Here is a 26,856-nt window from a genome sequence, read left to right as displayed (position 1 = left end):
TACGAAAATCTTCGTATATAATTGAAGTACGAAACAAATCGTACTATGATTAAACCTACCGAAAGTGAGCTGGAAATCCTGAACATTCTATGGAATGAGGGGCCTTCGAACGTAAGAACCGTCAACAACATCATCAATCAGCAAAAAGAAGTTGGCTACACAACTACTTTAAAGTTGTTGCAGATAATGACACAAAAAGGCTTGGTAGAAAGAGATGAAAGCGCTCGAACTCATATCTATTCTGCCAAAGTAAAGGCAGAAGATATTCAGGGAGAAATGCTAGATAAGCTGCTCAATACGGCCTTTGGTGGTTCTGCCAGCAAACTGGTGCTAAGCGCACTAGGCTCAGGAAAAACCTCCGCTAAAGAGCTAGAAGAAATAAAAGCACTCATTCAGAAATTGGAAAACGATGGACACCAGTAATCACATACTAGAAGCGCTAGGCCTCAGCTTAGTACATTCACTTTGGCAAGGAGCTTTACTGCTTTTTTTATTGCTCTTAGCCTTGGTGATGCTCCGCAACAAAAGAGCGAAAGTCAGGTATAATACTACCTTGGCGGGAATTGCCTTACTTCCTATCATTCTAGCCTTCAACCTATACTTCTTCTGGCCAAATGCTTATGTGGAAAACTCTGTACCAGCCCAACTACTTACTGAAAGCAACTCTTTTGACTTACCCACAGATTTTCAACCTATTAGCCTTAATCAGGAAAGTAACACCACCATGCTATGGCTAAAGAAAAATGCTTCAACCATAGCCTTCATTTGGTTTGTGGGTGTGGGGCTATTCTTTCTTAAGATTATCGGTTCTTTCATCTGGATGAAAAGGCTCATTAATAACTCTGGTTTTTTGGAGGCTGAAGGCCTAAATGGGCTGTTGAATAAAGTTAAACACAGTTTAAGTATCCGAACAAAAGTCCAGCTGAGGTCTAGTCATTGGATCAAAAGCCCCATCATTATAGGAGTCATCCGACCTACCATTCTCTTTCCCATTGGCTTAATCGAAGGGCTTTCTATAGAGGAGGTAGAAGCCATTCTATACCATGAACTGGCTCATTTGAAACGAAACGACTTTGTTATCAACATCATTATCAACGTATTACAGATAGTATTTTTCTATCACCCTGCTTATTGGTGGATGAAAAGCCAGCTTGACAATGAGCGCGAATATGCCACCGATGAGTTGGCACTCAAATACTCAGAAAAGAAACTCCCTATGATCAAAGCCTTGGCCAAAGTTCAAGCTTTCAGCATGAACCAACCCGGTCTTGCCTTTGCGGGAAACTCAAAAAATCAGGTCCTTAAACGCATTAACATTATGATGAATTCAAAACAACAACCCAATTGGCTAAGTGCCACCTTTACCATCGCCATACTGCTGGTCGCATTTGGCCTAATGAGTGTGCAGGATACCCTGCCGAAAACCGAAAATGCAGAAGAAAACCTACCTGCTTCCATGCTCTTAGATTTAGATTCTGCCACTCATACTGAAACTATTCAGCCGAGCATCGGTAACCCTGAATTTGATAGTGCTCCTCTGCCACAAGACAATGATAGCTTGGCAGTGTCTAAAGCTATTTTGGAAATGGTCAATAAACCAAAAGCATTCATTTTCGAATTTGATGAGGAGGGAGAACTGCTACAAATTACCAAAGATGGAAAGGAGCTGAAAAGCACTGAACTGATTAACTATAAGCAAGCCTACACCAAACTAGTGAGCCTTGGGCTTACAAAACCAAAAACATCCTCAAATTCCTATGAAGAGCAAGTCCGAAATGAATTGAGACAGAGAGAAGCTATCCTTCAAGAAGAGAGGAATAGAGTAGAAAAACGACTAGAACAGATTCAAAACTTAGAAAACAATCGAGATAAGGTTCAACAAGAAAGAGTCAATGTATATCAAGAAAGGTTAGATAAACTCACCAAAGACATAATAGAGACAAAGAAAGTACTAGAAAATAATGCTGAAATAGATGCAGAACTAGAAAAGCGTTACTCGAAAGAAAGAAACAGTACAACCAGTGGCACATATAGCTTGATGCAATTCCCTGGTGGAGCTGAAAATCGAGATCTCTTCAGGTCAATAAATATTAAATATAGTCTGAATGGCTCAGAACCTTTATTGGTGATTGATAATATAGTCATACCAGGTAAAAAGCTAACAGACCTTTCTGACTCCTTGATACTCAAAATTCGAAAAGTAGAATTCTACACAGGAAATAGAATGAAAGAGGTAATTGCCTTTGATAAGTTCAACGACTATCGAGAAGTAATAAGAATTACCAACCAAGACCCTGAGATAAACAAGCCAACTGACAAAGCCCAATTTATTCTAGACGAAAATTTCGAACCAAAGCAAATACTTGTCAATGGAATAGAACTTACTGGCAACGAAAAAGAAAGGGCATTAAACGAATATAGAAGGCATAGGGAGTTGGAGTTTCTTAACAGAGAAAGCCAAAAACTGAACACGTTGATTCAGCTTTATGAAAACCAAGGAATGAATGATTTAGAAATTAAAGGTCAGTTTTTGGATGCCTTGAATAGAAAAGATCTTCTTACCGACAGAATATCAAATACTTATCAGTTCATTGGAGAAAATACAGGCATTCCGAAGATTAATTATGCCTCAATCGGTATTCAATATAAAATGGACTCCCTCTCCATCAACAATATTTTGGGTAACCCCAATCAAAGTGTGTTTTACCTCAATAAATCCAATAGGGAAGACATTTTAAACCATACTCTAACCACCCTTGAAAGAACTAAAGTGGCAATAGAGTTAAATGGAAAACTCAAAAAGGATTGGAGTTTAGAAGACATTAAGTCAAAATTAAACATTCAAAAGATCGGTAAGCTGACCATTGTTAAAGGAAAAACCATGTATAACTACCATTCAAAGCGAAAACTTGGTAATGCTTCTTCCTTACTTATAGTCGAAACTGAAAAATAGTTTAAGCCGCCCAGTGCGGCTTTTTTTATGTTCATCTGCCAAACATTCGAGGCCATTCCCTACTTTTAAGTCTATGGCTAAAGTATTAATTACAGGAGGGACTGGTCTAGTTGGCTCAAGACTTATTCCACTACTTAAATCTAAAGGGCATGAAGTGGTTGTACTCAGCAGGTCTAAAGATGCTTCTAAACCATACCCCATTTTTGAATGGGACTATAAGAAGGAATACATTGAAAGTGGTGCGTTTAATGGAGTAGAGGCTGTCATTCACCTTGCTGGTGCGGGAGTGGCAGACAAAAGGTGGACAGCAGAACGCAAGGAAGAAATATACAATAGCCGTACTAAGACCTCTTTTTTACTCTATAACACGCTAAAAAACATAGATAACAAAGTTAAAACCTTTATTTCTGCCTCTGCCATTGGCTATTATGGACTAGATACTGGAACCACCAACCTAAAAGAAACAGCGCCTGTTGGGCACGATTTTCTAGCCCACGTAGTAGATGCTTGGGAAACTTCAACTAGCAAGGTAACAGACCTTGATATTCGCTTGGTACAACTCCGAATTGGCGTGGTCTTTAGCAAAGAAGGAGGCGCTTTAGTAGAACTACTCAAGCCACCGGTAGCCGCTCCTTTAGGCAACGGAAAACAATATATGAGCTGGATTCATATAGACGATCTTTGCAAGATGTTCCTTTACGCATTAGAGAACGATCAAATGGTAGGCACTTACAATGCTGTAGGACCAAAACCTGCCACCAACCGAGAAGTTACAGAAGCAGCTGCTAAAGCTTTCGACAAAAAATATGTTCCAATTCCAGTACCTGGTCTTGCACTAAAGGTAGTTCTAGGCGAAATGGCCAAAATGGTTGTGGGAGGAAATAGAGTAAGTAGTGAAAAGATTATGGAAGCTGGTTTTGAGTATGATCACCCTAAACTAGAGCCAGCACTAAAACACCTCAAATCCATGTAATTAGAGATCAAAGCAGTAAGTTCATTAAAACTTAAAGGAACTTTGATATGGTGCATCCGTTTAGAAAAAGGTTTTCACCTATGTTTAACTCAAACAGAATAATATGAACAACGAAGATAAAATCAAGCAGGCATTTAGAGACAGAGATTGGAACGAAATTAAGACCCACGACTCTTGGGTAATTTTTAAAGTAATGGCCGAAATGGTTGAAGGCTTTGAAAAGCTCGCTAAAATTGGCCCTTGTGTATCTATCTTCGGTTCTGCCAGAACTAAGCCCGGCACTGAATATTATCAAATGGCAGAAGATATTGCAGCCAAGTTGGTCAGACACGGTTACGGAGTTATTACTGGTGGTGGACCAGGCATTATGGAAGCCGGAAACAAAGGCGCCAGAAGTGAAAACGGAAAATCCGTTGGGCTAAACATTGAGCTACCGCATGAGCAAGGCAATAACATTTACATAGACCCAGATAAACTCATTACGTTCGATTATTTCTTTGTGCGCAAAGTTATGTTTGTTAAGTACTCTCAAGGCTTTGTGGTTATGCCGGGTGGGTTTGGAACATTAGATGAGCTTTTTGAAGCCATTACGTTAATTCAAACTAACAAAATTGGGCGCTTCCCAATTGTTTTGGTTGGTGAAGCATTCTGGTCTGGGCTTATAGATTGGGTAAAAGGCACTATGTTGAAATTCGGAAATATTAGTAATACCGATTTAGATCTGATAAGCATAGTAGAAACCCCAACAGATGCGGTAAGAGTAATCGATGAGTTCTATTCTAAATACTTGCTTTCTCCGAATTTCTAATGACAAAACATATACTGTTCGATTGTGACGGAGTTCTGATCGACACTGAAATTGTAGCTGCAGAAGTAGTAACCAACTGGCTTATTTCTGAAGGCGTAGATATTAACATTGAAACCTTTATAGCCGATTATACAGGTAAAACTTTCACAGACATTTTAGAAATCTTGAAGGCTAAACAGCTGCTAGCAGCTAGCACAGCAACTCGCGAGGCAGTGGCTTTCATGGATGAGGAGATAAGGCGAAACATGCGTCCTATTGTTGGCGTCAAAGAAATGCTATCTGGCGTTCCCGTTACTGCAAGTATGGTTTCCAATAGTGCCGAAGACTACGTGTTAGAGGCCATAGAATTATTAGAAGCCAATCATATATTCCAGAAAAGAGTGTTTTCTGCCGAAATGGTACCTAAGGGAAAACCTGACCCTGCAGTTTATCTGTTGGCTTTAGAAAAATTGAACCTTAACAAAGAAGAGGTTTTGGTTATAGAAGACAGTGTTGCTGGAGTAACCGCCTCTACGGCTGCTGGCTTAAAAACGGTAGGTTTTTTAGGTGGAACTCATGTAAGAAACGGACATGGAGAAAAGCTGAAACAGCTAGGTGCTTTAGACTTAGTGAGAAGCCATAAGGAACTCACAGAATATCTTTCTGGAATCTAGAACCTACCAAACTTTAGAATTATACCGTAGTTAACACCCTCTAGTGCAGAGGCTTTGATAATATCCTGGTTGTTATCTCGGTTCAGGAAGTCTGAACCAGATATACTTCTATAGCTAAAGCCTGCTCCAATTTTCAAGAACTTCGCCACATTAACCTCTAACTCAGCTCCAACTTCTATCATAAAAAAGGCTTCAGAATTTTCAGGATCTATAGGCGCAAATGGGTCTTCCGACTCAACATAATTATAACCACCTGCCCCTAGAGTAAGCGGTAAATTTATGTGAATAACACTCTTTGGGAACAGTACATATTCTATAGCTAAACCACCATAACCGCCTTCTACTCTGATATCTTTTTGCAAAGTTTCGCTGTAGAAACTTTTAGATAATAAGGCGTTTGCATTAAAGCCAACTCCAGTTCTGATAGATGGATAATACATAATCCGCCCACCAATTAAAAAGGCATCCAAATTATCTAGTGGAGCGAAACCGGTATAAAGACCCAGACCCATCCTGAATTTCCTATCATCGGTAGCCCTTTTCTCTTTCTTCTCGCGCTTCGTGTTTTTTCTGTTCTCACTGGCAATTTCGTCCCAAATAGAGGGTTGTGGTGCCTCTTCCTTAAACTTCGGTAGCAAGAGTGAATAGTCTAAGGCTAAGGGATTAGCTTGGTAAGCATAGGGCTCATAAGGCCGCATGTTCCACCTAGGAATAAAAGTACTTGTTTGTGCAAGTAGAGATGATGTAGGAGCTCTAACCTGTGAGCCAAATGAATCTACACTATCGTCCACCGTGGGGTTTGCCAAAGAGTCTAAGCTTGCTTGCTTTTCCTGTTGATTCATCTGCTGAGTGGGAACAGGCTCGCTTTTCTCAATAATGGCTGCTTTTTGAACAGTGGAACTTGAACTAACTACAATGGAGGGTGATACGCTTGGTTGAGTTCTAATGGTGTCTAAAACCTCTTGCTGCGAATCAGGTTTTGGGGTGATTTTCTTTCTCAACAAAACCTGACCATTCATTTCATGCATTTCAACTGACTGACCCAAAAACAACTCAGTGACCACTGAAGCTAATGCAGTATTATGTCTATTGATACTAACTCGCTTTTTTACATCAAAAACTTCTGGTGAATAAACAAATGACAGCGATTCGGTTTCTAGAGATTTCAGAATCTCTTCAATAGATGTATTGCTAAAACTAACCGTCACCTGAGTTTGAAGCAAAGACTGTCTTTGGCCAAAAGCTAATGCCTGACAGAGAATGAGCATAAAACAAATGACTACAGCTTTCATCTTCAATTAGGTACTACAAAAGTAAGTATTTGAGCCTGTAAAACACTGAAAGTGAAATTACAGGCTCGTTAACAAATGGTCAGTTTTAGCTTAAGTTTTTAAAATTTTCCAAATTTCAGAGTGAGTGCTGTGCTGAATCCTGTAAGTGCATCTCGGTCTAAGATTCTATTGCCAGAGTCTATATAAGTCATTTCCATATCTGATGTAACTCTATATTTCACTCCTACGCCAAAGCGTACAAAAGGCAGGAGGTTGAACTCTACATCTACCCCAGGTTCTACCACAAAAAAGGCATGTGAATCTTCCGACTCGTAAAACTCAAAGTCGCGATTAGAACGAACGTAGCTAACGCCTCCAGCTCCAATAGTAACAGGAAAACTCAAGTGGATTGGACTTTTCGGCATGGCAATAAACTCTAACATTAATCCGCCATAGCCACCTGTGGTAATGTATCTAGAACCAAGTGTGGCATCATCAATTCTTTCGGTCATGAAGCCAGTTCCTGAAAGTCCGATTCCAAACTGATGATTAATGAGCCAAGCACCTTGACCTCCAATAGTAAGAGCATCGGCCCCTCCTATCTGAGTATACCCTACATGCACTCCCCCATAGCCTCCGTTCGAACGAATTCCTCCGTTATTAAACAGCGTTCTCATAGGTTCGTCTTCTTGGGCTTGCAGGTTAATCGCTGCGAAAAACACTGCCACCATCAAAATGGCTTTGAATAATTTGTTGTTCATGATATTTCGAGTTGTAAGTTCTTAGTTGCAAGAGCCGCCACTGACCAAAATGGTCTCTTGCTGTTTATTAAATGATGTATTAAAAAGTATTTCTAAAGTGTTTAATATGCTATCCAAATCTTCCTGATCGTATCGAGCCGTCAATGTACAGCTAGCAAATGCTGCATTTTCCATTTCGAATCGAACATTATATGCATTGCCTATATCTTGAAAGACATCGCTCATTTTGGCGTTTTCAAAAACCAAAGTGCCTGTTTGCCATGCCTGAAAGTTTCTATTTGTGTTCTCAGTTTTTTCCAACAGCCCATTCGGGCCCAATGCTACACGCTGACCAGGCGTAAGCACCACTTTCTCGTTTGGAGTAGAAAAACTAACCTTTCCCTCCACCAAAACCAGTTCAAAACCAGTATGGGAAGTAGCTGTTTTTAAGTTGAATGAGGTTCCCAAAACCACGGTTTCAGTATCGTCAGCATTAATAATAAATGGCTTCTGCGGATTACTCACCACATCAAAAAATGCCTCTCCTTCAAACGTAACCCTTCTTTCGTCTTCAAATTCTTCTGGGTATTTGAGGGTAGCACCTTTTTTGAGAGTTACTACAGAACCATCTGGCAGCGTAAAATCAGACTGCTCTTGTGCTGTAATGCTCAATTGCTCAGGCGGACTGTAGAGTAAGCTTTTCGCTAAAAAGCTAGCCGAAACTATGAATACCACCGCAGCGGCAATTCGCCAGAATATTTTAGAATTACCAGCCTTCTGCTGATTCACTTTAGACTGAACTCCTTGCCAGTTTTGGTCTAAGTCTATGCTGTCTAATAGTGAAAACGACTCTGCATTGGACCAAAGCGACTTGAGCTGTTCAATGTATTTCGCATTTTCTTCCGAATCGGCCATCCATGCTTCCATAGCCTCTCTTTCCTCGGCTGTGGCCGTATCTGAAAGGAACTTCAGCATCAATTCATTCGATATGTCGTTCGGGTTTTTCATTGCTTTTCATGGATATGACGAGTGAATCAAAATTCACACGTACGGGTAAGTAAATTTTTTTTTCGAGTCAGCTAATCCAAAAGGAAACCGCCAACAATACCGCCTTCAAATACGGATAAATATCTTCTCTCAGTCGCTTTAGTGCTTTACTGATTTGTGTTTCTACGGTGCGTTTAGAAATATTCAGCTCATCGGCAATCTCTTGATTCTTTTTGCCTTCGAACCGATTCATCTTGAAAATAAGCTGGCATTGTTCCGGCAGTTGCTTAATGCTGTAGTAAATTTTTTCTTGTAATTCAGACTGAAGCATAAGCTCTTCACTATTGAGCCCCTCCACATCAGTATCGGCCTTAATTTCCACATGATGTTTTTCGCGTGTCTTAGTAGATCGGATAAGATCGATACATCTATTCCGCACAGATTGATACAAGAAAGCTTTTAGCGAACTATGGAATTGTAAGCGATCTCTCTGCTCATAGAGCTTTACAAAAACATCTTGAACCAGATCTTCAGCCGCCTCTTTGTCCAAAGAAAACTTGGTAGCAAAAAGTACCAACACCTTAAAATACAGCTCAAAAGTTTCTTGAAAAGCGGTTTCATCTCCCCTAGAGAGGCGCTGTTGTAGTGCTACATCTTGCTGGTTAGACATGCTGCAAAGTAGAAGAAAATTGCTGAATGAATATTGGAAAACTTATAGCGATTCATTTACTTTGAATCTCAAAGTACTTTTGATATGTCAGATAAATACATTCAGGATATAGCGGAGATTCGCCAGATGATGGAGAAGTCTTCACGCTTTATTTCTCTCAGTGGCCTTTCTGGAGTAATGGCAGGAATTTATGCGCTCATTGGTGCCTACGTTGCCTGGAAGTTGGCCTATACTAGCGAAACGCTGGTTTACGACCAACTAATTGTGAGAGATGTGAGAGGAAACCTGACTTGGTTGATGCTAGATGCCGCGGCAGTTCTCTTGTTAGCCATTATTACGGGTGTATACCTGACAAGACAAAAAGCCAAAAAACAGGGAGTCAAAACTTGGGATAAAACAGCTCAGCGACTATTAATTAATCTTTTGATTCCACTTGCAACAGGAGGAATATTAGTCGTTATCTTTTATTACCAAGGCCTTATTGGCCTTATTGCTCCCACTACTTTGATCTTTTATGGCCTCGGTTTAATTAATGCTAGCTATTATACTTATCGCGATGTGAGATTTCTTGGTATTTCTGAAGTAGTTTTGGGCTTGGTTGCTTCGGCCGTTATTGGCTATGGCTTACTAATTTGGGCCATAGGCTTCGGTGTACTGCACATCATTTACGGAGCCATGATGTACTTTAAATACGAGAAATAAGTGGATATCCACAATCTGAATAAAGCTTTTGAAAGCAGGGTCCGGCTAGGGATCATGTCGGCATTGATGGCCAATGAATCGTTGGACTTTAACAGACTTAAGGAGCTGTTGAACCTGACCGATGGCAATTTGGCTAGCCACTTAAAAGCTTTGGAGAAAGAAGAGTATATCGAAGTGTCTAAAACCTTCGTTGGAAGAAAACCAAACACACAATATATGGTCACAAAAACAGGAAAACAGTCATTCAAAGCACATATAGACGCCTTGGAACAATTGATAAAGAACACACAGTAAAAAAATTTACGCTTATACTTTGTAACTCAAAGTACTTTTAAAACAACAAAATGGAAAACAACACAAACAGTACAGTATTTGATAAGATCAACTACTCCATCAAAAATTCGGTCAGTATAAAATTACTCTCAATCGGCTTTCTTATAGCTATCCTACTCATTCCTAATAGCATGATTAAATCGTTGATATCGGAGAGAGAATTCAGGCAAGAAGAGGCTATTCGAGAGATTTCCAGCAGTTGGGCTTCACCTCAACAAATCACTGGTCCAATTCTTACCATTCCTTTCGAGGCTATTCTAGTGTTAGACGATGGTAAGGAGATCAGCACCATCAAATACGCTCACTTTTTGCCGGAAAAGCTTAAGGTGGTGGGTGACATCAACCCAAAGTCGAGAAAAAGAGGAATATATGAAGTAGCACTGTATGAAACCCAACTTCAACTTGAAGGGACATTTTCTCAGCCAGATTTCAGCAAGCTCATTAAGGAAGACGATATTATTTTATGGGATATGGCCACCATAAGCATTGGCATTCCAGACATGCGAGGCATACAGAACAAGATCGAAATTCAGATCAATGATAAACCGTATTTGATGGAGTCTGGCATTCCAAAGAAGTTTGCTCTTCAACTTGCTCACGCAAATGAAAACCAATACTCAACATCGAGAAGAGCCGAATATCAAAGTGGCGTTTCAGCAAATATTGATTGGTCAGAAGAACTTAAGTCTGCCAGCTTTTCAACCCAACTCAGTCTTCATGGTACTCAATCGCTGAAGTTCAACCCAATTGGAAAAAGTACCATAGCTAAGCTCAATTCCCCTTGGCCTCACCCGAGTTTTGAAGGTCAGTTTTTACCGGATAACCATGAAGTAACCGAAAGCGGATTCAGTGCAGAATGGTCTATTTTCGACCTAAATAGAAATTACCCTCAGCAATGGGTGGGCAGTGAACATAGAATTGCAGATTCTGAGTTTGGTGTTAAGCTTTTTCAACCAGTAGATAACTATCAGCAAAACACTCGTTCGGCCAAATATGCAGTGCTGATTCTCTTCCTCACCTTTATCACGTTTTTCTTTATTGAAATTCTTAACAAAAAGAGAATTCACCCAATCCATTACATATTGGTCGGGCTCACACTAACCATATTCTATACCCTACTTTTATCTATTTCAGAACACCTCAATTTTAGTGCGGCCTACTGGATTTCATCCCTGGTAATCATTGCCATGATTTCGCTGTACTCCATGTCTATTCTGAAGAGCAAAAAGCTAGCAGGTATTTTATTCATGTTCTTCAGCATCATTTACACCTTTGTATTCGTTGTGCTGAAATTAGAAGATTACGCGTTGCTTTTCGGGAGCGTTGGCCTACTAATTGTACTAGGCATATGCATGTATCTTTCAAGAAATATAGATTGGTATAATATTAAAGCTAAAGGAGGGTTGAACCATGCAGCAACAGAAGCTTAAGTTTCTACTAAAATTTAGCTTAGTGTTAGTAAGAATCTATTGTTGGTTTAGGCAGAAAAAGAACCTAGAGAGGCTATTAGCCGCCTTTCTATTAGTCCCTGCCATACTTCTACTTATCCCTAGCTATACATTTAAACTCACCCTGTTACAGTCTTTTTTGTTTCAGGCAATGTTAGTGTATGGAGCGCTGAGTGTTTTCTGGATCGTAAAGCACCATTACCGATTAGCGGGTGTCAATTTTGTAATCTACTTTCTCCTTCTGGTAAAAATCAGTGGGCCAATCAGCAAGACTTATAGAATAGATCAGGGGGAAGAATCACTCAAAGTACTTCAATTCAACGTACTTTCTATTAATGATAAGTATGACGAAACCATCAATAGCGTATTGAATCTAGACCCAGATTTTGTCTCCTTTCAAGAGGTTAGTCATCAATGGGCAGAATCTCTTGTTGGTGGCCTTAGTGCTGACTATCCATTTTACAAAGTTGTTGAACACGAAAACCAAGGCCAAGGCATTGCGGTGTTCAGCAAATATCCTTTCCAAGAGGTTGAAGAAGTTCATTTAGATGAAACAGCCAACATTACGGGTAAAATCTTGGTGGGAAATGAAGCCGTTAACTTCTTGGCTTTGCACACCAAGTCACCAACAACCAGAAGTAAGTGGAACAACAGAAATCAGCACCTCAAGTGGGCAGAAGAATACGTCAATAATCAACCTGGGGAATTTTTAGTCTTAGGCGACTTTAACACCGTGCCTTGGGACAATAGAATGCTACATTTTCAGTCTTCTACAAAGCTCACGGATAGCCGTAAAAAGCTGACTCCAACCTACCCGACTTGGAATCCATTTATTGCGCAAATTCCGATAGACTACATCCTCCACTCCAAAGGAATTGGCTGCGACTCACTCGATGCAGTTAGAATCACTTCTGACCACAAAGCGATTATGGGTAGTTTCTTAGTGGCGGGGAAATAAAACCTTGAGCAATCACCACAACCAACCTTTGAAAAACTTGAAATTCTTAGGAATGGCTCAAGTCGAAAAAATGATGAGCCTCTGGGTTAAGGTTTGTCAAAGGTTAATACCGAGTGACAGTCCAACTACTTTCCCATCCTGAGCTTGCCGAAGGATCAGCCCAACAGAAAGGATCATCCAAAACTCTGAAAACAACTAATCATCAGCGTCCTCTAAGAGAGACACTGATGGTGATGTAGAAGAACCTTTGACAAACTTATATCTCCAAAACCTCCACAGCAATTGACTTTAAAGCAATAGCTTACTCAAGTTTGTCAAAGGTAGACACTGCACCTTCCCATCCTGAGCTTGCCGAAGGATCTGCCCAATAAAAAGTATGCCCCAATGAGCTAAGAACAAATAATCATCAGTGTCCTCACGAGAGACACTGATGGTGATGCTGAAGAACCTTTGACAAACTTATATCTCCAAAACCTCCACAGCAATTGACTTTAAAGCAATAGCTTACTCAAGTTTGTCAAAGGTAGAGCACTGCACCTTTCCATCCTGAGCTTGCCGAAGGATCTGCCCATTTTCCTAATTGCCCATTTCCCCAATTCACCAGTTTCCCTAATTAACCAAAACCCGAAACTTTAATCATTCACCCTCAGTTGTATTTGCGTTGTGAAATCCTGACCTTTGTCGATTCTGCGTTTGCAGCCAGATCTGATGGAAAAATTCAAAGAAAATGTGAATATAGAACCTGCTCCTGTAGATATTTCAGGGCATGAAAACATTGAAGTTTTTGGGGCTCGTGAGCACAATCTTAAAAACATCGATGTTACCATTCCTAGAAACAAACTGGTAGTCATCACCGGTATTTCAGGTTCAGGAAAATCATCATTGGCTTTCGATACCATCTATGCTGAAGGGCAGCGCAGGTACATGGAGAGTTTCTCGGCTTACGCCCGCTCTTTTATTGGCGATATGGAGCGTCCCGATGTAGACAAAATTAACGGCCTCAGCCCGGTAATTTCCATTGAGCAAAAAACTACCTCCAGAAACCCAAGGTCTACTGTCGGTACACTAACCGAGATTTACGATTTCCTCAGACTCTTGTACGCACGAGCAGGAATTGCCTACTCCTACCTGAGTGGCAAACCAATGATTCGCCAATCGGAAGATCAGATTATAGATCACCTGATTAAGAATTTCGAAGGGAAGAAACTCATCATTCTAGCCCCTGTGGTGAAAGGTAGAAAAGGGCATTACCGCGAACTCTTTGTGCAGATTCGTAAAATGGGCTTTACTAAGGTTCGAGTAGATGGAGTAGTGATGGAAATGGTGCCTAAAATGCAGGTAGACCGTTACAAAACTCACGACATTGAAATCGTAATCGATCGGATTATTGCAGATCCAAACGATAGATTCCGAATTGCTCAAAGTATTAAAACTGCAATGAATCACGGTAATGGGGTAATGATGGTTCGTGATGAAGACAACCAAATTCACCATTTCTCTAAGTTTTTGATGGACCCAGAAACTGGTCTTTCATACGATGAACCTGCTCCGAATAACTTCTCTTTCAACTCGCCATACGGTGCTTGCCAGACCTGTAACGGACTCGGTCAAATTGAAGAAATAAGCAAAGAGAGTGTAATTCCAGATCCGAATTTGAGCATAAGCAGAGGAGGTATTGCCCCTCTTGGAGATTATCGTGACATCTGGATTTTCAAGAAACTAGAAGCGATTCTAAAAAAGAACAAGGCCAATTTAACTACTCCTATCAAGGACTTACCAGATGGAGTTTTAGACACTCTTCTCTATGGAGATGATGTTCCCGTGGCTGTCAGTTCAAAGAAATACCCAGGAACCAGCTGGAACACCAAGTTCGAAGGAATCATCAAATTCCTAGAGAAGCAGATGGAAGAAGGAACGGAGAAAACTCGCCAGTGGATTTCCGACTTCATGACCGTAAAAACTTGCCCTACCTGTGATGGAGCAAGGTTGAAAAAAGAATCACTTCACTTCTTAATTGCCGATACCAACATTTCTCAACTAGCAGAAATGGATATTGAGAGTTTGTCTCAATGGTTCGTTGGCTTGGAAGAAAGGCTAACTGACAAACAGAATCAGATTGCCCCTGAAGTTCTGAAGGAAATTAGAAAACGAATTGGCTTTTTGCTAGATGTTGGCCTCGATTACCTCACTCTAAACAGACCTTTGAGGACGCTTTCTGGTGGAGAAGCACAAAGAATTAGGTTGGCTACTCAAATTGGTACGCAGCTAGTGGGAGTGCTTTATATTATAGATGAGCCAAGTATTGGCCTGCATCAGAGAGATAATGTGAAGCTGATAAGTGCCCTGAAAAACCTGCGAGATATTGGTAATACCATCATCGTGGTAGAGCACGATAAAGATATGATGCTCGCTTCAGACTTTATCGTAGATATTGGACCGGGAGCAGGTAGACACGGTGGAAATATTGTAGCTGCCAGCGAGCCAAAAACTTTCCTCGAAGAAGGAAGCACCACAGCTCAATACCTGAAAGGAGAAAAGCAGATTGAGATTCCGAAAGAAAGAAGAAAAGGTTCTGGAAATAGCTTAACCTTGAAAGGTGCAAGCGGTAACAACCTGAAGAATGTAACACTCGAAATTCCTTTGGGTAAAATGGTGTGCATTACGGGAGTTTCAGGAAGTGGAAAGTCTACTTTGATTCACGACACCCTTTTCCCTATTCTAAACCACCATTTCTTTAGGTCTAGAAAAGCGCCATTGGCTTACAATGAAATCGATGGGCTGAAGGAAATAGATAAGGTGATTGAAGTTGATCAGTCACCAATTGGACGTACACCAAGATCGAACCCGGCTACATACACTGGTGTATTCTCAGATATCAGAACCTTATTCACCGAGTTGCCAGAAGCAAAAATTAGAGGCTATAAAGCCGGCCGATTCTCCTTCAACGTGAAAGGTGGCCGCTGCGAAACCTGTGAAGGGGCTGGAATGAAGCTCATTGAAATGGACTTTTTGCCGAACGTTCATGTGCCTTGCGAAACCTGTAAGGGAAAGCGTTACAATCGCGAAACACTTGAGGTTCGATTCAAAGGAAAGTCTATCTCAGACGTACTAGATATGACGGTGGAGCAAGCCGTTGAATTCTTTGAAAATCAGCCAAAGATTGTTAGGAAAATCAAGACCTTGAATGATGTTGGCTTAGGCTATATTTCACTTGGTCAGCATGCCACTACCCTTTCTGGTGGAGAAGCCCAAAGGGTAAAACTGGCTACTGAGCTTTCTAAGAAAGATACGGGTAAAACACTCTATATTCTGGATGAGCCTACTACCGGCCTCCACTTTCAGGATATTCAGCATTTGTTAGACGTACTGAATCGCTTAGTCGACAAAGGCAATTCTGTTCTGATCATTGAGCACAACCTAGATGTCATCAAAGTAGCCGACCATATTATAGATCTTGGCCCTGAAGGTGGTGACAAAGGCGGTCAGATTGTGGCACAAGGAACTCCAGAAGAAGTGGCTAAAAGCAAGAAAAGCTATACTGCTAAGTTTTTGAAAGATGAGCTGACCTCCCCTAACCCCTCCTAAATCAGGAGGAAAATTTTAGTGCAATCCGCATCTCCTTTTCCATTCTGAGCGAAGCCGAAGAATCTGCCAACCAAAGTCGTTTGGCAGATCTCTCCACTACGGTCGGGATGGGAAAGAACCCAAGCCACTTTTCTTTATGAGTTTGGCGAAGAATGAGGGGAGTATTAATAACCGCAAAGGGCGCGGAGTTCGCAGAGCACTCGTAAACCAACTGACTCGTCCTAAAAAAAGTTTACAGGTTTAACGTTTAGTACTGTAATAGATTTACAGTTGTTTGATTGTCCTGATCTGGGTTTACAATATCAGGCTTTTTCTTGTAATAGTTCTTCCATATTCTCTTAGGGTTTAGACTTTGATTGTGTACTAGTTCTGGAGTCAACATACCTAAGCTCATGTGTGGCCTTTCTTCATTATATAGCTTTACTATTTCTTTGAGTAAAGCGCTGGCTTCCGTGAGGTTATCTACCTCATAATTATCGAGATATTCACTTTTTATAATACCATTGATTCTTTCGGCTATTGCATTTTCAAGCGGATCTCCATGCTCTGTCATACTTATGTTGATCTGGTTGTCCTGCAATAGCTTTACATATTCTTTACAACAATATTGTATTCCTCTGTCTGAGTGATGGGTGAGCGGTAAATAGCTGTCTGGCTCTTTCTTTAAGCCAGAGACAGCCATTTTGAGCGCTTTCACTGATTCTACTGCCTCAAGGGTATCAGACATCCTATATCCGACAATCTTCTTTGAGTAAGCATCGGTTACAAAAGATATATAGTAGTTTTTACCTTTTGACTTCCAGTAGGTTATGTCACTCACCCATACTTGGTTCTTTCTGTCAATACACTGGTCTTTTATCAGGTTCGGGTACTTCCTCAACCAATGAGATGATTGTGTGGTATAGACCCTGCTACGTCTCTTTTTAACCAACAGATGGTTTCTGCCCAACAGCTCATAAAGTGCGTCTCTGCCCATCTTAATCTGGTGTTCTAGCATAAATGGCTCTAATAATTCATACAGCTTACCTCCCATACGTCTGTGGGTCTTCCTTATCTGATGTACTTGCTGTACTATCAGGTGCTCTTCAATGCTCTTTTCTTCTCTTACCCATAAATGCTGATAATAGGCCTGGCGGTTAACACCAAGTAATCGACACAATCATATCAAGCTTACCGCATGGTAGGTGTCTTTCATCTCATGGATCACTTGGAATCTGACTTTTTTCAATCTCAATCTTGAACTTCTTCTCTGCTATTGCAATCATTCGCTGGTAGGCTTCCAACTTAAGCTGAGCGTCTTCTAGTTCTTTCTTGAGTGCCTTGAGCTGGGCAGAATCTGATTTCTCGTTCGCTGACAATGTAATGGCGCTATGTGGCTTTATTCGATTATCTGCAATATAGCCGAAATCTCGGAGCCAGTTGACGATGGCTGACTTTCCTCCAATACCGTATCTGTATTGCAACTCTACTTTGGTTACACCTCCCTTTTGATACTCTCGGCATACCTTATGCTTAAAACTTGTCTCATACCTTTTGTTCATTTTTACACTTATTTGTGTAAACCTATTTTAGGACAAGACAAACGTGCTAGTCCTTGGTGTCCTCACCAAGACAACCGCTCAGTGAATCGGTGGGGACACCGATTCTGGCTAAAAACTATACTGCTTACCTTTGAAAGACGAGCTGACCACCCCTACCCCCCCTAAAACAGGAGGGGAATTTTAGTGCAATCCGAGTCTCCTTTTACATTCTGAGCGAAGCCGAAGAATCAACCAGACAGAGTCGTTTGGCAGATCCCTCCCTACGTTAGGGATGAGAAAACAGAAATAGTTATCTTTTCCAAGTAAACCGCAACAGACCTTGCCCAAGTTTGAATCAAGTCTTTATGAACCTCCCTTTTGGAAGAAACCGTCAAGGAGCACTTTAGGGCTAATGATTTTTATACTTGTGGGTGCCATAGGCTATTTAATCGCCACTTTTCAGGGGCATCAAGTTAACGCGCTTGTGGCAATTGGCGGATTGGGTGCAATAGGAAGCTTGTACTTCGATATCGGAGAAAAGCCCATACTGGGTGATTACATTGGGGAAATTGTCTTAACAGAAAAGGACATCACTCTTAACGGAGAAAAAATTAATATTTTAGAGGTAAACGGTCTGAACATCTCATTTAATACTTATCAGAATCAAAAGATATTTCATCGGTATGGCTATTATTTTCTATCAGGCACAGAAAATAAAATTAGCGTGAAAACTGGTGGTAAAGAATATAACTATAATTTTCTAATATATAATCGAAATCATATCTCTGACATATTAAGCGTTCTTCACTTTTACTATAAAGAAGGGCTATTTGTTAATGAGAACCCAGGAAATCGAACCTACCTTGGAAAAGACCTCTCTTATGAAGAGATTCAGGATTTCAAGGCCAAATATAAACTAGAGGGAACTGGCTATCGAAAACTACATTAGTCGGATAGGCTAAATAATTTTGAATAAGACAAAAAAATAGTGCTGCCGCATACGCGAACAGCACCATCTTCAACCAAAACATTAAAATCAACACTTTAATCTAACACCTCATCGTCAGGCTCGATTGCCCGACTTCAATCATCGATTTTAATTGCCTTTTTCTGTCTCTATAACGGAAGGCCCAATGGCCTATTATAGTGTTCTAGCTATTATTTGTCTTTTTAACACTTTTTGACTCTTCAATGTTCCATCAAATTTGTTTCATTTTAAGAACCCAAAATGAAAGGCTCATGTTATAACCACAAACCACTAATATGAGCCCATTCGACCATCTCCATCTGGAGATTCCAACCTCTGATAAACCTAGACTGGTTATTATTGGAGGTGGTTTTGCTGGCATCCAACTGGTAAAATCCCTCAAAAACTCTAATTATCAAATCGTCCTTTTAGACAGGCATAACTACCATACCTTTCAGCCGTTGCTGTATCAGGTAGCTACCGCTGGTTTAGAGCCAGACTCTATTGCGGGAGCGTTGCGCCAGCTTTTTGAAAAACACAAAGACTTCTACTTTAGAATGGCGCGCGTTACAGGAATTGATCCAGAGAAGAAGTGTATCAAAACCTTAGTGGGCGAACTGAGCTATGATCTCTTAGTAATAGCTAATGGGTCTAAAACCAACTATTTCGGAGATCAGCAAATGTACGATCGTACTTTTCCGATGAAACAGGTGCCACAGGCGCTTAACCTCAGAAGTCATTTGCTTCAGAACTTCGAACAAACAGTTTTAGCTAAAGATGATGAAGAAAAAGACCGCCTTACAAACTTTGTGATTGTAGGCGGTGGCCCAACGGGAGTTGAAGTAGCCGGAGCATTAGGAGAGCTAAAGAAGCATGTTCTACCTAAAGACTATCCCGATATTAACTTCGATATAATGAAGCTCCATTTAGTAGATGCTGGTCCGCGTTTATTGGCTGGAATGTCGGAAAAATCTAGTCAAAAAGCCGAAAAGTATTTGAAAGAATTCGACATCGATGTGAGGGTAAAGACCATGCTCAAGTCTTACGATGGAAGAGATGTAGTGCTTAGCGATGGCACCCAAATTCCAGCCAAAACGGTAATCTGGGCGGCTGGGGTAACTGGTAACATTGTTGACGGACTTCCGAAAGAAAGCCTGAAAGGAGGAAGAATAGCCGTGGACAGCTTCAATAAAGTGGAAGGTGTTAAAGACATTTATGCGCTTGGCGATATTGCGGGAATGTACAGTGAAGCTTTTCCTAAAGGTCACCCTATGGTAGCTCCGGTAGCCATTCAGCAGGCCACCAATTTGGCTAAAAACCTAAAGCGAAAAAGTCAGGCTGACTGGAAGCCTTTCCAGTATAAAGACAAAGGCTCAATGGCCACAGTAGGTAGAAATAAGGCGGTAGTAGATTTACCTAAATTCCATTTTGGGGGCCTTTTTGCCTGGATGGTATGGATGTTTGTTCACCTGATGTCTATAGTTGGTTTCCGAAACAGACTGGTTATACTAACCAACTGGATATGGAATTACATGACTTATGACCGTGGCACCAGATTAATCATCAGAACATTTTTAAGGAATAAGAACTATAAACCAGGAGATACTCTCTGATTTCCAACCATATTAGCTCTTAACCTCTTGTATTATTGCTTTTCTACGAAAGGCTAAGTTTGCTTATTTTTCAATTTCGAAAATGAGAAAGAGAAGACTTTACTGGATTTTGCAATTAGTAGGTTGGGGGTTGTACTTCTCGGCTAACTTCATTTCTCAAGGCTTCGACCCTCAAAGCTTAGGCGAGCAAGTGGTAAGAAACCAGCGCATTGAGCTTACCATTCATTCCATTTTCTTTTTCCTCCTTTCTCATTACTTCATTAGGGGCATTACCATAAAAAGAGGGTGGCTACAAATCAACATTACCAAGGTTATTCCAAGAATACTGGGCGTAATTCTACTAGCTTCCATCATAGGGAACATTCTTTCCTTTAGCCTATACTTTGTTGTGGGCACCAGAACTCCGAGCGATCAGAGTTTGCAAACCGAAATTCCATTGCTATTTGGTTCTTCTTTTGTGCTCTTTGTTTTGTGGTCTACAGTGTATTTTCTCTACCATTATTTAGAGAGTAACAATCGCTCGTTAAAGTATGAGGCCGCCATGAACGAAATGCACCTCAACCAACTTAAGGCTCAATTGAATCCTCACTTTATCTTTAACGCACTCAATAGCATGAGGGCTTTGGTAGATGAAGAACCTACTAAGGCTAAAATAGCCATTACACAGCTTTCTAACATTCTTAGAAACTCGCTGATTACGGATAAAAAACGAGTGGTAAACTTCAGAAATGAGCTAAATACAGTAAAAGATTACTTGGCGTTAGAGGGCATTCGTTTTGAAGAACGATTGAAGATAAAGTATAAAATAGACCCACGGTCTGACCATTTTGATATACCACCTATGATGATGCAAACGTTAGTTGAAAACGCCATTAAACATGGAGTTTCTAACCTAATGGAAGGTGGCCTCATTGAAATACAGTCGAATGTAACCGATTCTATGCTCACCATTAAGATCAGAAACAGTGGTCAGCTGAGCGGAATCAAGAAAAAACCAACCAATAGAACGGGTGTTGGGTTAATAAATACGAAGGAAAGGCTTAAATTAATCTATGGCGACACCGCCACGTTTAATATTTATAACGAAAATGATAAGTTTGTTGTGACTGAAGTGAAAATACCTCAGCGCATATAATTAATAATCTATGAGAGCACTAATAGTAGACGATGAGAGATTGGCTCGTAAAGAGCTAACCAACCTTTTGCAGGAGTTTCAAGAGATTGAAATTGTGGGAGAAGCGGTGAATGCTGAGGATGCGGAAGAAAAAATAAACAGTCTGAAGCCAGACTTGTTATTCTTAGACATTCAAATGCCTGGTAAAACTGGTTTTGAACTATTGGAGTCTCTAGATTCTGTGCCTGATGTAGTATTTACAACAGCTTATGATGAGTATGCGCTGAAAGCCTTCGACTATAACGCAATGGATTATTTGCTAAAGCCGATTGAGCCAGACAGACTTAAAGAAACTGTGAGTAAGTTAATTGCTCGTCAGTCTAAAAAAGAAGAAGAAAAAACAGAAACTGAGCCTTCTAAACTAGGTCCTAGCGACCGAGTATTTGTTAAAGATGGAGATAAGTGCTGGTTTGTTAAGTTGGAAAACATCCGCTTATTCGAGTCAGACGGAAATTATATCAAAATTTACTTCGATAATTTTAAGCCAATGATTCATAAATCATTGAATGCATTAGATGAGAAGTTAGACGACAGATCTTTTTTCCGTGCCAGCCGTAAGCATATTATAAATCTTACTTGGGTAGAAAGTATTGAGTCTTGGTTTAACGGAGGCTTAATGGTTGTACTCAGAGGTGGAGACAAAGTGGAAGTAAGCCGTAGGCAAGCTGCCCGATTTAAAGAAATGATGAGTTTATAACTCGTTAAAGAAAACCTCGCGCTCGCGAGGTTATTGTGTGTGTTTATTGGCCCTGACGTTACGCGTCAGGGTTTTTTTGTGGTCAACTCTTTTAATGAAGCTGTAGCCTAAAAGCAACAACTTTCAATAACCCTACCAACCTAAAATTGATTAAACCATAAAAAACCACTTGTAAATACCAATTTTTATAAAGTACTTCTGTGCCTGTTCTGAAAGACACACCTGAAAGACCTCACGTTTATTGGAACAAAAAAAGCGACCCGTAGAGGCCGCTTTAAATGTTTTCACAACGGAATAATCCTTATTGTGACTAGTTTTCAAATTGTATTTCAATCTAAAAAGAACTTTTTAAATATAAAATAGCACATCATGAAAAAGATTTTAGGGCTTGATCTGGGAACCAATAGTATTGGGTGGGCGCTTATTGAACAAGACTTTGAAAGTAAAGCAGGGAAAATTAGTGGGGCGGGTAGTAGAATTATACCTATGTCCCAAGACATATTGGGAACATTTGAAACAGGCCAGTCATATTCTCAAACCGCTGACCGCACACATTACAGGTCAATAAGAAGGTTATATCAGCGAACTAAGCTAAGAAGAGAGAGACTTCATCGAAGCCTTAATGTACTGGGATTTTTACCTGAACACTACAAAAACGAGATTGACTTTGAACAAAGGAAAGGTCAATTCTACCCTAATAAAGAGCCCAAAATAGCCTATTACCCAGAACAAGTAGCCAGTAAAGTCAAATACCAATTTCTATTTAAGAGCTCTTTCTTAGAAATGGTCGAGGACTTTAAAAGGAGAGGCTATAATGGAGCAATACCTTATGATTGGACCATCTACTATTTGAGAAAGAAAGCTCTAGAAAAGAAAATAGAAAAGGAAGAATTAGCTTGGTTACTATTAAACTTCAATCAAAAAAGAGGGTACTATCAATTAAGAGGGGAAGAGGAAGATACTAACTCCAATAAGAAAGAAGAATTCTATGAATTAAAGGTAAGCAGTGTTGAACAAACTCATGACACCTCACCATCAGGCACTTGGTATAATGTTCACCTTCAAAATGGCTGGGTTTACAGACGGAAAAGCAAAGATTCTCTAAAAGACTGGGAAGGTTTAAACAAAAAGTTCATCGTCACAACTCACCTGAATGCAGATGGTAGTGAAAAATTGGATAAAGATGGAAATGTATCTCGGAGCTTTCGCGCTCCAAAAGAAGATGATTGGGGGCTTGTGAAAAAGCGCACAGAGTCTGTTTTAGAAAAATCTGGGCTTCATGTTGGTGAATTTATTTATGAAAGCTTATTAGAAAACCCCGAACAGAAAATTAGAGGTAGCCTTATAAAGACAATTGAAAGGAAATATTACAAAAAGGAACTTGAGGCTATTCTTGATAAACAAACATCCTTTCATAGAGAGCTTAGGAATGATGCGTTATATAAAGAGGCTACTCTAGAACTATACCCTAAAAATTCAGCTCACAGATCAAACATCAAGCAACGAGGCTTCAAGTATTTATTCATAGAGGATATCATTTTTTACCAAAGACCTCTTAAAAGCCAAAAACACCTAATTGCTCATTGCCAATACGAAAAACGAACCTATAAAAACAATGGTGGAGAAACCATTGAAGTTTCACTACAGGGAGCACCAAAGTCCCATCCTAGTTTTCAAGAATTTCGTATTTGGCAATTCATTTCTAATCTCCGGTTTTATGACAAAGAAGAAATCGTTGAAGGACAAGAAGTTAGTATTACCGAAAAGCTATTGAAATCAGATTCTGATTTTGCTGAACTTTATCATTGGTTATCTCACCAGAGAGAGGTTGACCAAAATAAAACACTAAAATACTTCACACAGAAAAAGCTCATTCCAAAGCAAAAGAAGGATAATCCAACAATCCGATGGAACTTTCCCGAAGATAAAAAATATGAAATGGGTGAGTTTAAAGCTCAATTATTATCAAGACTAGAAAAAGTACGCAACTGCCAACCCGATAAATTTTTAACCCAAAAGAATGAGCTTGACCTATGGCATATAATTTACTCAGTTACCGATAAGACCGAATTTGAAAAAGCACTTGTAACATTTGCGGAAAAAAGAGAGCTTGATTCAGAGTCGTTTGTTGAAAACTTCAAAAAATTTCCTCCATTTAAAAACGATTATGCCTCGTACTCATTAAAGGCAATCAAAAAGATTCTACCCCTTATGAGAAGAGGTAAATACTGGAAAGCAGAAAACCTAGGACCTCAAACCTTACAGAGAATTGAAAAAATCGTTAATGGCGAGGCAGATGATAAAATTAGCATTCGCGCGAGAAAATTGGCGTTGCACCTAAACGACACCAAAAGTTTTCAAGGGCTACCCACTTCTTTAGCCTGCTATGTGGCTTATAATAGACATTCTGAAAATGAGGAAAATCAGAAGTGGCAGACTCCTTCTGACATTGACAAATACTTAAAAGATTTCAAACAGCATAGTTTAAGAAACCCCATTGTAGAACAGCTTATTACAGAAGCCCTGAGAGTGGTAAGAGATATTTGGAAACATTATGGGCAAGGGCAAAAAGATTTTTTTGATGAAATCCATGTAGAGCTTGGTAGAGAAATGAAAAACCCTGCCATTAAGCGTAAAAAACTTTCTCAAAAGATTCAAGAAAACGAAAACACCAATTACAGAATTAAAGAAGTTCTAAGGAACCTAAAGGAGAACAATATAGATGCTAAACCCTACTCTCCAAGCCACCAAGAGATACTTAAAATTTATGAAGAAGGGGTTTACCAATCGATAGAAAATGTCGAAGATGAGATAGAGAAAATCCGCAAAAATAATACACCCAGTTCTAAAGATATAAATAGGTATAGGCTTTGGCTAGAACAAGGCTATATATCTCCTTATACAGGTGAAGTTATTCCATTAAGTCAACTTTTCTCGAATCAGTATGAAATAGAACATATTATCCCAAGGTCAAGGTTTTTCGATGATTCCTTAGCCAACAAGGTAATTTGTGAAAGTAGTGTAAATGCCCTTAAGGATAACAAAACAGCACTCGAGTTTATAACTAACCATGGGAATGAAAAAGTAGAATTTGCTGGAAAAACAGTAGAAATATTAAGCTCAGATAAGTATACGGAACATTGTAAAAGGTATTTCAAGCGGAACCGAACAAAGCTGAAAAACCTATTAAGTTATGATGTGCCAGAAGGGTTTATCAATAGACAGTTAAACGATAGTAGATTTATCAGTAAGTATGTGAGAAACCTTCTTAGCAATATTGTTCGGGAAGAAGAGGAGCGAGAAGCCATTTCTAAACACATACTAACCATACCAGGGTCAATCACCAGTCAGTTAAAGCAAGATTGGGGGCTTAATGAAAAATGGAATGAGGTTGTTACTCATAGGTTTGAAAGACTGAATAATTTAACGGGCACAACAGACTTTGGCTTTTGGGACAATAAAATCAACGCATTTAGAATAACTGTTCCGAAAGAACTCAGCAAAGGGTTCAACAAAAAAAGAATAGACCATAGGCACCACACATTGGATGCATTAGTTATTGCAGCATGTACCAAGGATCATGTAAACTACATTACCTCTCTTAACACAGAAAGAAATAACCACAGCCTAGTATCCAAACTAAGAAACACTAAAAAAGTGCTGATCAATGGTAAAGAAAGGAGAATAGCCAAGGCCTATAAGCTTCCTTGGTCTTCTTTTCCTCTTGATGCCAAGCATCAATTAGAAACTACTGTCATTAGTTTTAAACAAAACTTGAGGGTTATTAACAAGAGTTCTAACAAAACTTGGCAATGGAGAAATGTTAATGGAGAACAAAAGAAAAAGCTTATACCACAAACCAAAGGAGATAGTTGGGCCATAAGAAAATCCATGCATAAAGCCACGGTTTCAGCCAAAGTTGAAAGTGTTGGAAAGGGTAAAATCAAAACTACCAACCGAACCCCGCTCGGTGAGATCAAGGGCGAAAAACATGTTGAAAAAATTTATGATGCAAGGATACGTGAGGTAATCATTCCAAACCATCTAAATAAGTACTTAGATGAAAAAGGTAAGCCTAATTATGAAGCTGCATTTAGCCAGTCGGGAATAAAGCAACTCAATGAGAATATAGAAGTACTCAATGAGGGCAAACCACACGCCCCCATATACAAAGTCCCTTTGTTTGAAGTTGGTAGTAAGTTCCCTGTTTCTGAGGATGCAAAATCGCCTAAAAACCAAAAGTATGTTGAGGCAGATAAAGGCACCAACCTGTTTTTTGCCGTATATTGGAACGAAGAAAAGCAAAAAAGAAATTTTGAGACTGTACCACTCCACCAAGTAATTGTACATCAAAAACAGGTTGCCTCTTTGCCTACTGAACAACGAACCTCAGTACCGATTAAGCCGGAACTAGGTCTCTTCCTGTTTTCTCTTTCTCCAAATGACCTAGTTTACGTACCTACAGAAGAAGAGATAGAAAACCCACATTTAGTAGACCTTAAAAACCTTTCTAAAGATCAAACCAACCGTATCTATAAAATGGTAAGCTCAACAGGCAATGAGTGTCATTTCATTCCACATCATATTTCGAGGCTTATTATGAAATATAATGCTAAGCAAAAAGTCGGTGAATTTGGAAGTCTGAATAAGGCAGAGAAAGCTATAACGGGTGAAACAATTAAAGAGAAATGTTTAAAAATTCAGATAAACTCTCTAGGTAAGCTTAAAACTGAAAGAATCGCATAATTAGAGGACAACTTTAAGCTTTCCAAGGGTGTTTAAAAGAGCCTCTAAAGCCATAAAA

General features: G+C 39.8%; 21 protein-coding genes. 15 read left to right on the top strand and 6 right to left on the bottom strand.

Annotated elements, in window-relative coordinates:
• The first annotated feature begins 45 nt into the window (after nucleotides 1-45).
• From AWW68_RS04670 to AWW68_RS04650, 5 genes are all read left to right on the top strand, one after another.
• Nucleotides 46-423, top strand: a complete 378-nt coding sequence (locus AWW68_RS04670; protein WP_068217118.1) for a BlaI/MecI/CopY family transcriptional regulator — start codon at nucleotides 46-48, stop codon at nucleotides 421-423.
• On the top strand, nucleotides 410-2,953 hold the full coding sequence (locus AWW68_RS04665; protein ID WP_068217116.1) for a M56 family metallopeptidase: 2,544 nt from the start codon (nucleotides 410-412) through the stop codon (nucleotides 2,951-2,953). Before AWW68_RS04670 ends, AWW68_RS04665 begins: the two co-directional genes overlap by 14 nt.
• A 73-nt stretch (nucleotides 2,954-3,026) precedes the next feature.
• Complete coding sequence (locus tag AWW68_RS04660) at nucleotides 3,027-3,926, top strand: TIGR01777 family oxidoreductase (protein ID WP_068217114.1); 900 nt, start codon at nucleotides 3,027-3,029, stop codon at nucleotides 3,924-3,926.
• A 103-nt stretch (nucleotides 3,927-4,029) separates the two neighbouring features.
• Nucleotides 4,030-4,734, top strand: coding sequence for an LOG family protein (locus AWW68_RS04655; protein ID WP_068217112.1), 705 nt, complete (start codon nucleotides 4,030-4,032; stop codon nucleotides 4,732-4,734).
• Entirely contained in the window at nucleotides 4,734-5,387 is a 654-nt protein-coding gene (locus AWW68_RS04650; RefSeq protein WP_068217110.1) for an HAD family hydrolase, read from the top strand. The genes AWW68_RS04655 and AWW68_RS04650 overlap by 1 nt, the downstream gene beginning before the upstream one ends.
• Here AWW68_RS04650 and AWW68_RS04645 read toward each other — a convergent pair.
• The 4 genes from AWW68_RS04645 to AWW68_RS04630 all read right to left on the bottom strand — a co-directional run bounded on the left by AWW68_RS04645 (nucleotide 5,384) and on the right by AWW68_RS04630 (nucleotide 9,055).
• Nucleotides 5,384-6,679 carry an STN domain-containing protein gene (locus tag AWW68_RS04645; RefSeq protein ID WP_068217108.1) on the bottom strand — a complete coding sequence of 432 codons (1,296 nt, stop codon included), beginning with the start codon at nucleotides 6,677-6,679 and terminating at the stop codon, nucleotides 5,384-5,386. The two genes, AWW68_RS04650 and AWW68_RS04645, sit on opposite strands and share 4 nt — an antisense overlap.
• Before the next feature lie 98 nt (nucleotides 6,680-6,777).
• Entirely contained in the window at nucleotides 6,778-7,419 is a 642-nt protein-coding gene (locus AWW68_RS04640) for a hypothetical protein (protein WP_068217106.1), read from the bottom strand.
• A 21-nt stretch (nucleotides 7,420-7,440) separates the two neighbouring features.
• A complete protein-coding gene (locus AWW68_RS04635; RefSeq protein ID WP_068217104.1) occupies nucleotides 7,441-8,406 on the bottom strand; it encodes a FecR family protein in 966 nt (321 codons plus the stop codon).
• 67 nt (nucleotides 8,407-8,473) lie between these two features.
• Entirely contained in the window at nucleotides 8,474-9,055 is a 582-nt protein-coding gene (locus tag AWW68_RS04630) for an RNA polymerase sigma-70 factor (protein WP_068217101.1), read from the bottom strand.
• Between the two features lie 84 nt (nucleotides 9,056-9,139).
• Between AWW68_RS04630 and AWW68_RS04625 the strand changes: the two genes are divergently transcribed.
• From AWW68_RS04625 to uvrA, 5 genes are all read left to right on the top strand, one after another.
• Entirely contained in the window at nucleotides 9,140-9,757 is a 618-nt protein-coding gene (locus AWW68_RS04625; RefSeq protein WP_068217100.1) for a hypothetical protein, read from the top strand.
• Complete coding sequence (locus AWW68_RS19990) at nucleotides 9,758-10,051, top strand: winged helix-turn-helix domain-containing protein (protein WP_262501394.1); 294 nt, start codon at nucleotides 9,758-9,760, stop codon at nucleotides 10,049-10,051.
• A 50-nt stretch (nucleotides 10,052-10,101) separates the two neighbouring features.
• The gene (creD, locus tag AWW68_RS04615; protein ID WP_068217096.1) at nucleotides 10,102-11,520 is read left to right on the top strand and encodes a cell envelope integrity protein CreD; all 1,419 of its coding nucleotides are present in this window, start codon (nucleotides 10,102-10,104) and stop codon (nucleotides 11,518-11,520) included.
• Nucleotides 11,501-12,496: an endonuclease/exonuclease/phosphatase family protein gene (locus tag AWW68_RS04610; protein WP_068217094.1), complete on the top strand. Its 996-nt coding sequence runs from the start codon at nucleotides 11,501-11,503 to the stop codon at nucleotides 12,494-12,496. The genes creD and AWW68_RS04610 overlap by 20 nt, the downstream gene beginning before the upstream one ends.
• A 708-nt stretch (nucleotides 12,497-13,204) precedes the next feature.
• Nucleotides 13,205-16,081, top strand: coding sequence for an excinuclease ABC subunit UvrA (gene uvrA / locus AWW68_RS04605; RefSeq protein WP_068217092.1), 2,877 nt, complete (start codon nucleotides 13,205-13,207; stop codon nucleotides 16,079-16,081).
• A gap of 247 nt (nucleotides 16,082-16,328) precedes the next feature.
• On the opposite strand, the gene AWW68_RS04600 is transcribed toward uvrA, so the two are convergent.
• Together AWW68_RS04600 and AWW68_RS04595 are read right to left on the bottom strand one after the other, a co-directional pair.
• Nucleotides 16,329-17,240: an IS3 family transposase gene (locus tag AWW68_RS04600; RefSeq protein WP_068217090.1), complete on the bottom strand. Its 912-nt coding sequence runs from the start codon at nucleotides 17,238-17,240 to the stop codon at nucleotides 16,329-16,331.
• 37 nt (nucleotides 17,241-17,277) lie between these two features.
• Nucleotides 17,278-17,622 carry a hypothetical protein gene (locus AWW68_RS04595; RefSeq protein WP_068217088.1) on the bottom strand — a complete coding sequence of 115 codons (345 nt, stop codon included), beginning with the start codon at nucleotides 17,620-17,622 and terminating at the stop codon, nucleotides 17,278-17,280.
• A 391-nt stretch (nucleotides 17,623-18,013) separates the two neighbouring features.
• On the opposite strand from AWW68_RS04595, the gene AWW68_RS04590 reads away from it, so the two are divergent.
• From AWW68_RS04590 to cas9, 5 genes are all read left to right on the top strand, one after another.
• Nucleotides 18,014-18,550 carry a hypothetical protein gene (locus AWW68_RS04590; protein WP_068217086.1) on the top strand — a complete coding sequence of 179 codons (537 nt, stop codon included), beginning with the start codon at nucleotides 18,014-18,016 and terminating at the stop codon, nucleotides 18,548-18,550.
• 314 nt (nucleotides 18,551-18,864) lie between these two features.
• Nucleotides 18,865-20,181, top strand: a complete 1,317-nt coding sequence (locus AWW68_RS04585) for an NAD(P)/FAD-dependent oxidoreductase (protein ID WP_068217084.1) — start codon at nucleotides 18,865-18,867, stop codon at nucleotides 20,179-20,181.
• Nucleotides 20,182-20,263: 82 nt separating this feature from the next.
• Nucleotides 20,264-21,316, top strand: coding sequence for a sensor histidine kinase (locus AWW68_RS04580; protein WP_068217081.1), 1,053 nt, complete (start codon nucleotides 20,264-20,266; stop codon nucleotides 21,314-21,316).
• 10 nt (nucleotides 21,317-21,326) lie between these two features.
• Nucleotides 21,327-22,052, top strand: coding sequence for a LytR/AlgR family response regulator transcription factor (locus AWW68_RS04575; protein WP_068217079.1), 726 nt, complete (start codon nucleotides 21,327-21,329; stop codon nucleotides 22,050-22,052).
• A 369-nt stretch (nucleotides 22,053-22,421) separates the two neighbouring features.
• Nucleotides 22,422-26,798, top strand: coding sequence for a type II CRISPR RNA-guided endonuclease Cas9 (cas9, locus tag AWW68_RS04570; RefSeq protein ID WP_068217077.1), 4,377 nt, complete (start codon nucleotides 22,422-22,424; stop codon nucleotides 26,796-26,798).
• The last annotated feature ends 58 nt before the right edge of the window (nucleotides 26,799-26,856 follow it).

This window comes from Roseivirga spongicola, from assembly GCF_001592965.1.
Classification (GTDB): Bacteria; Bacteroidota; Bacteroidia; order Cytophagales; family Cyclobacteriaceae; genus Roseivirga; species Roseivirga spongicola.
This window is presented reverse-complemented; position numbering and strand designations above follow the sequence as displayed.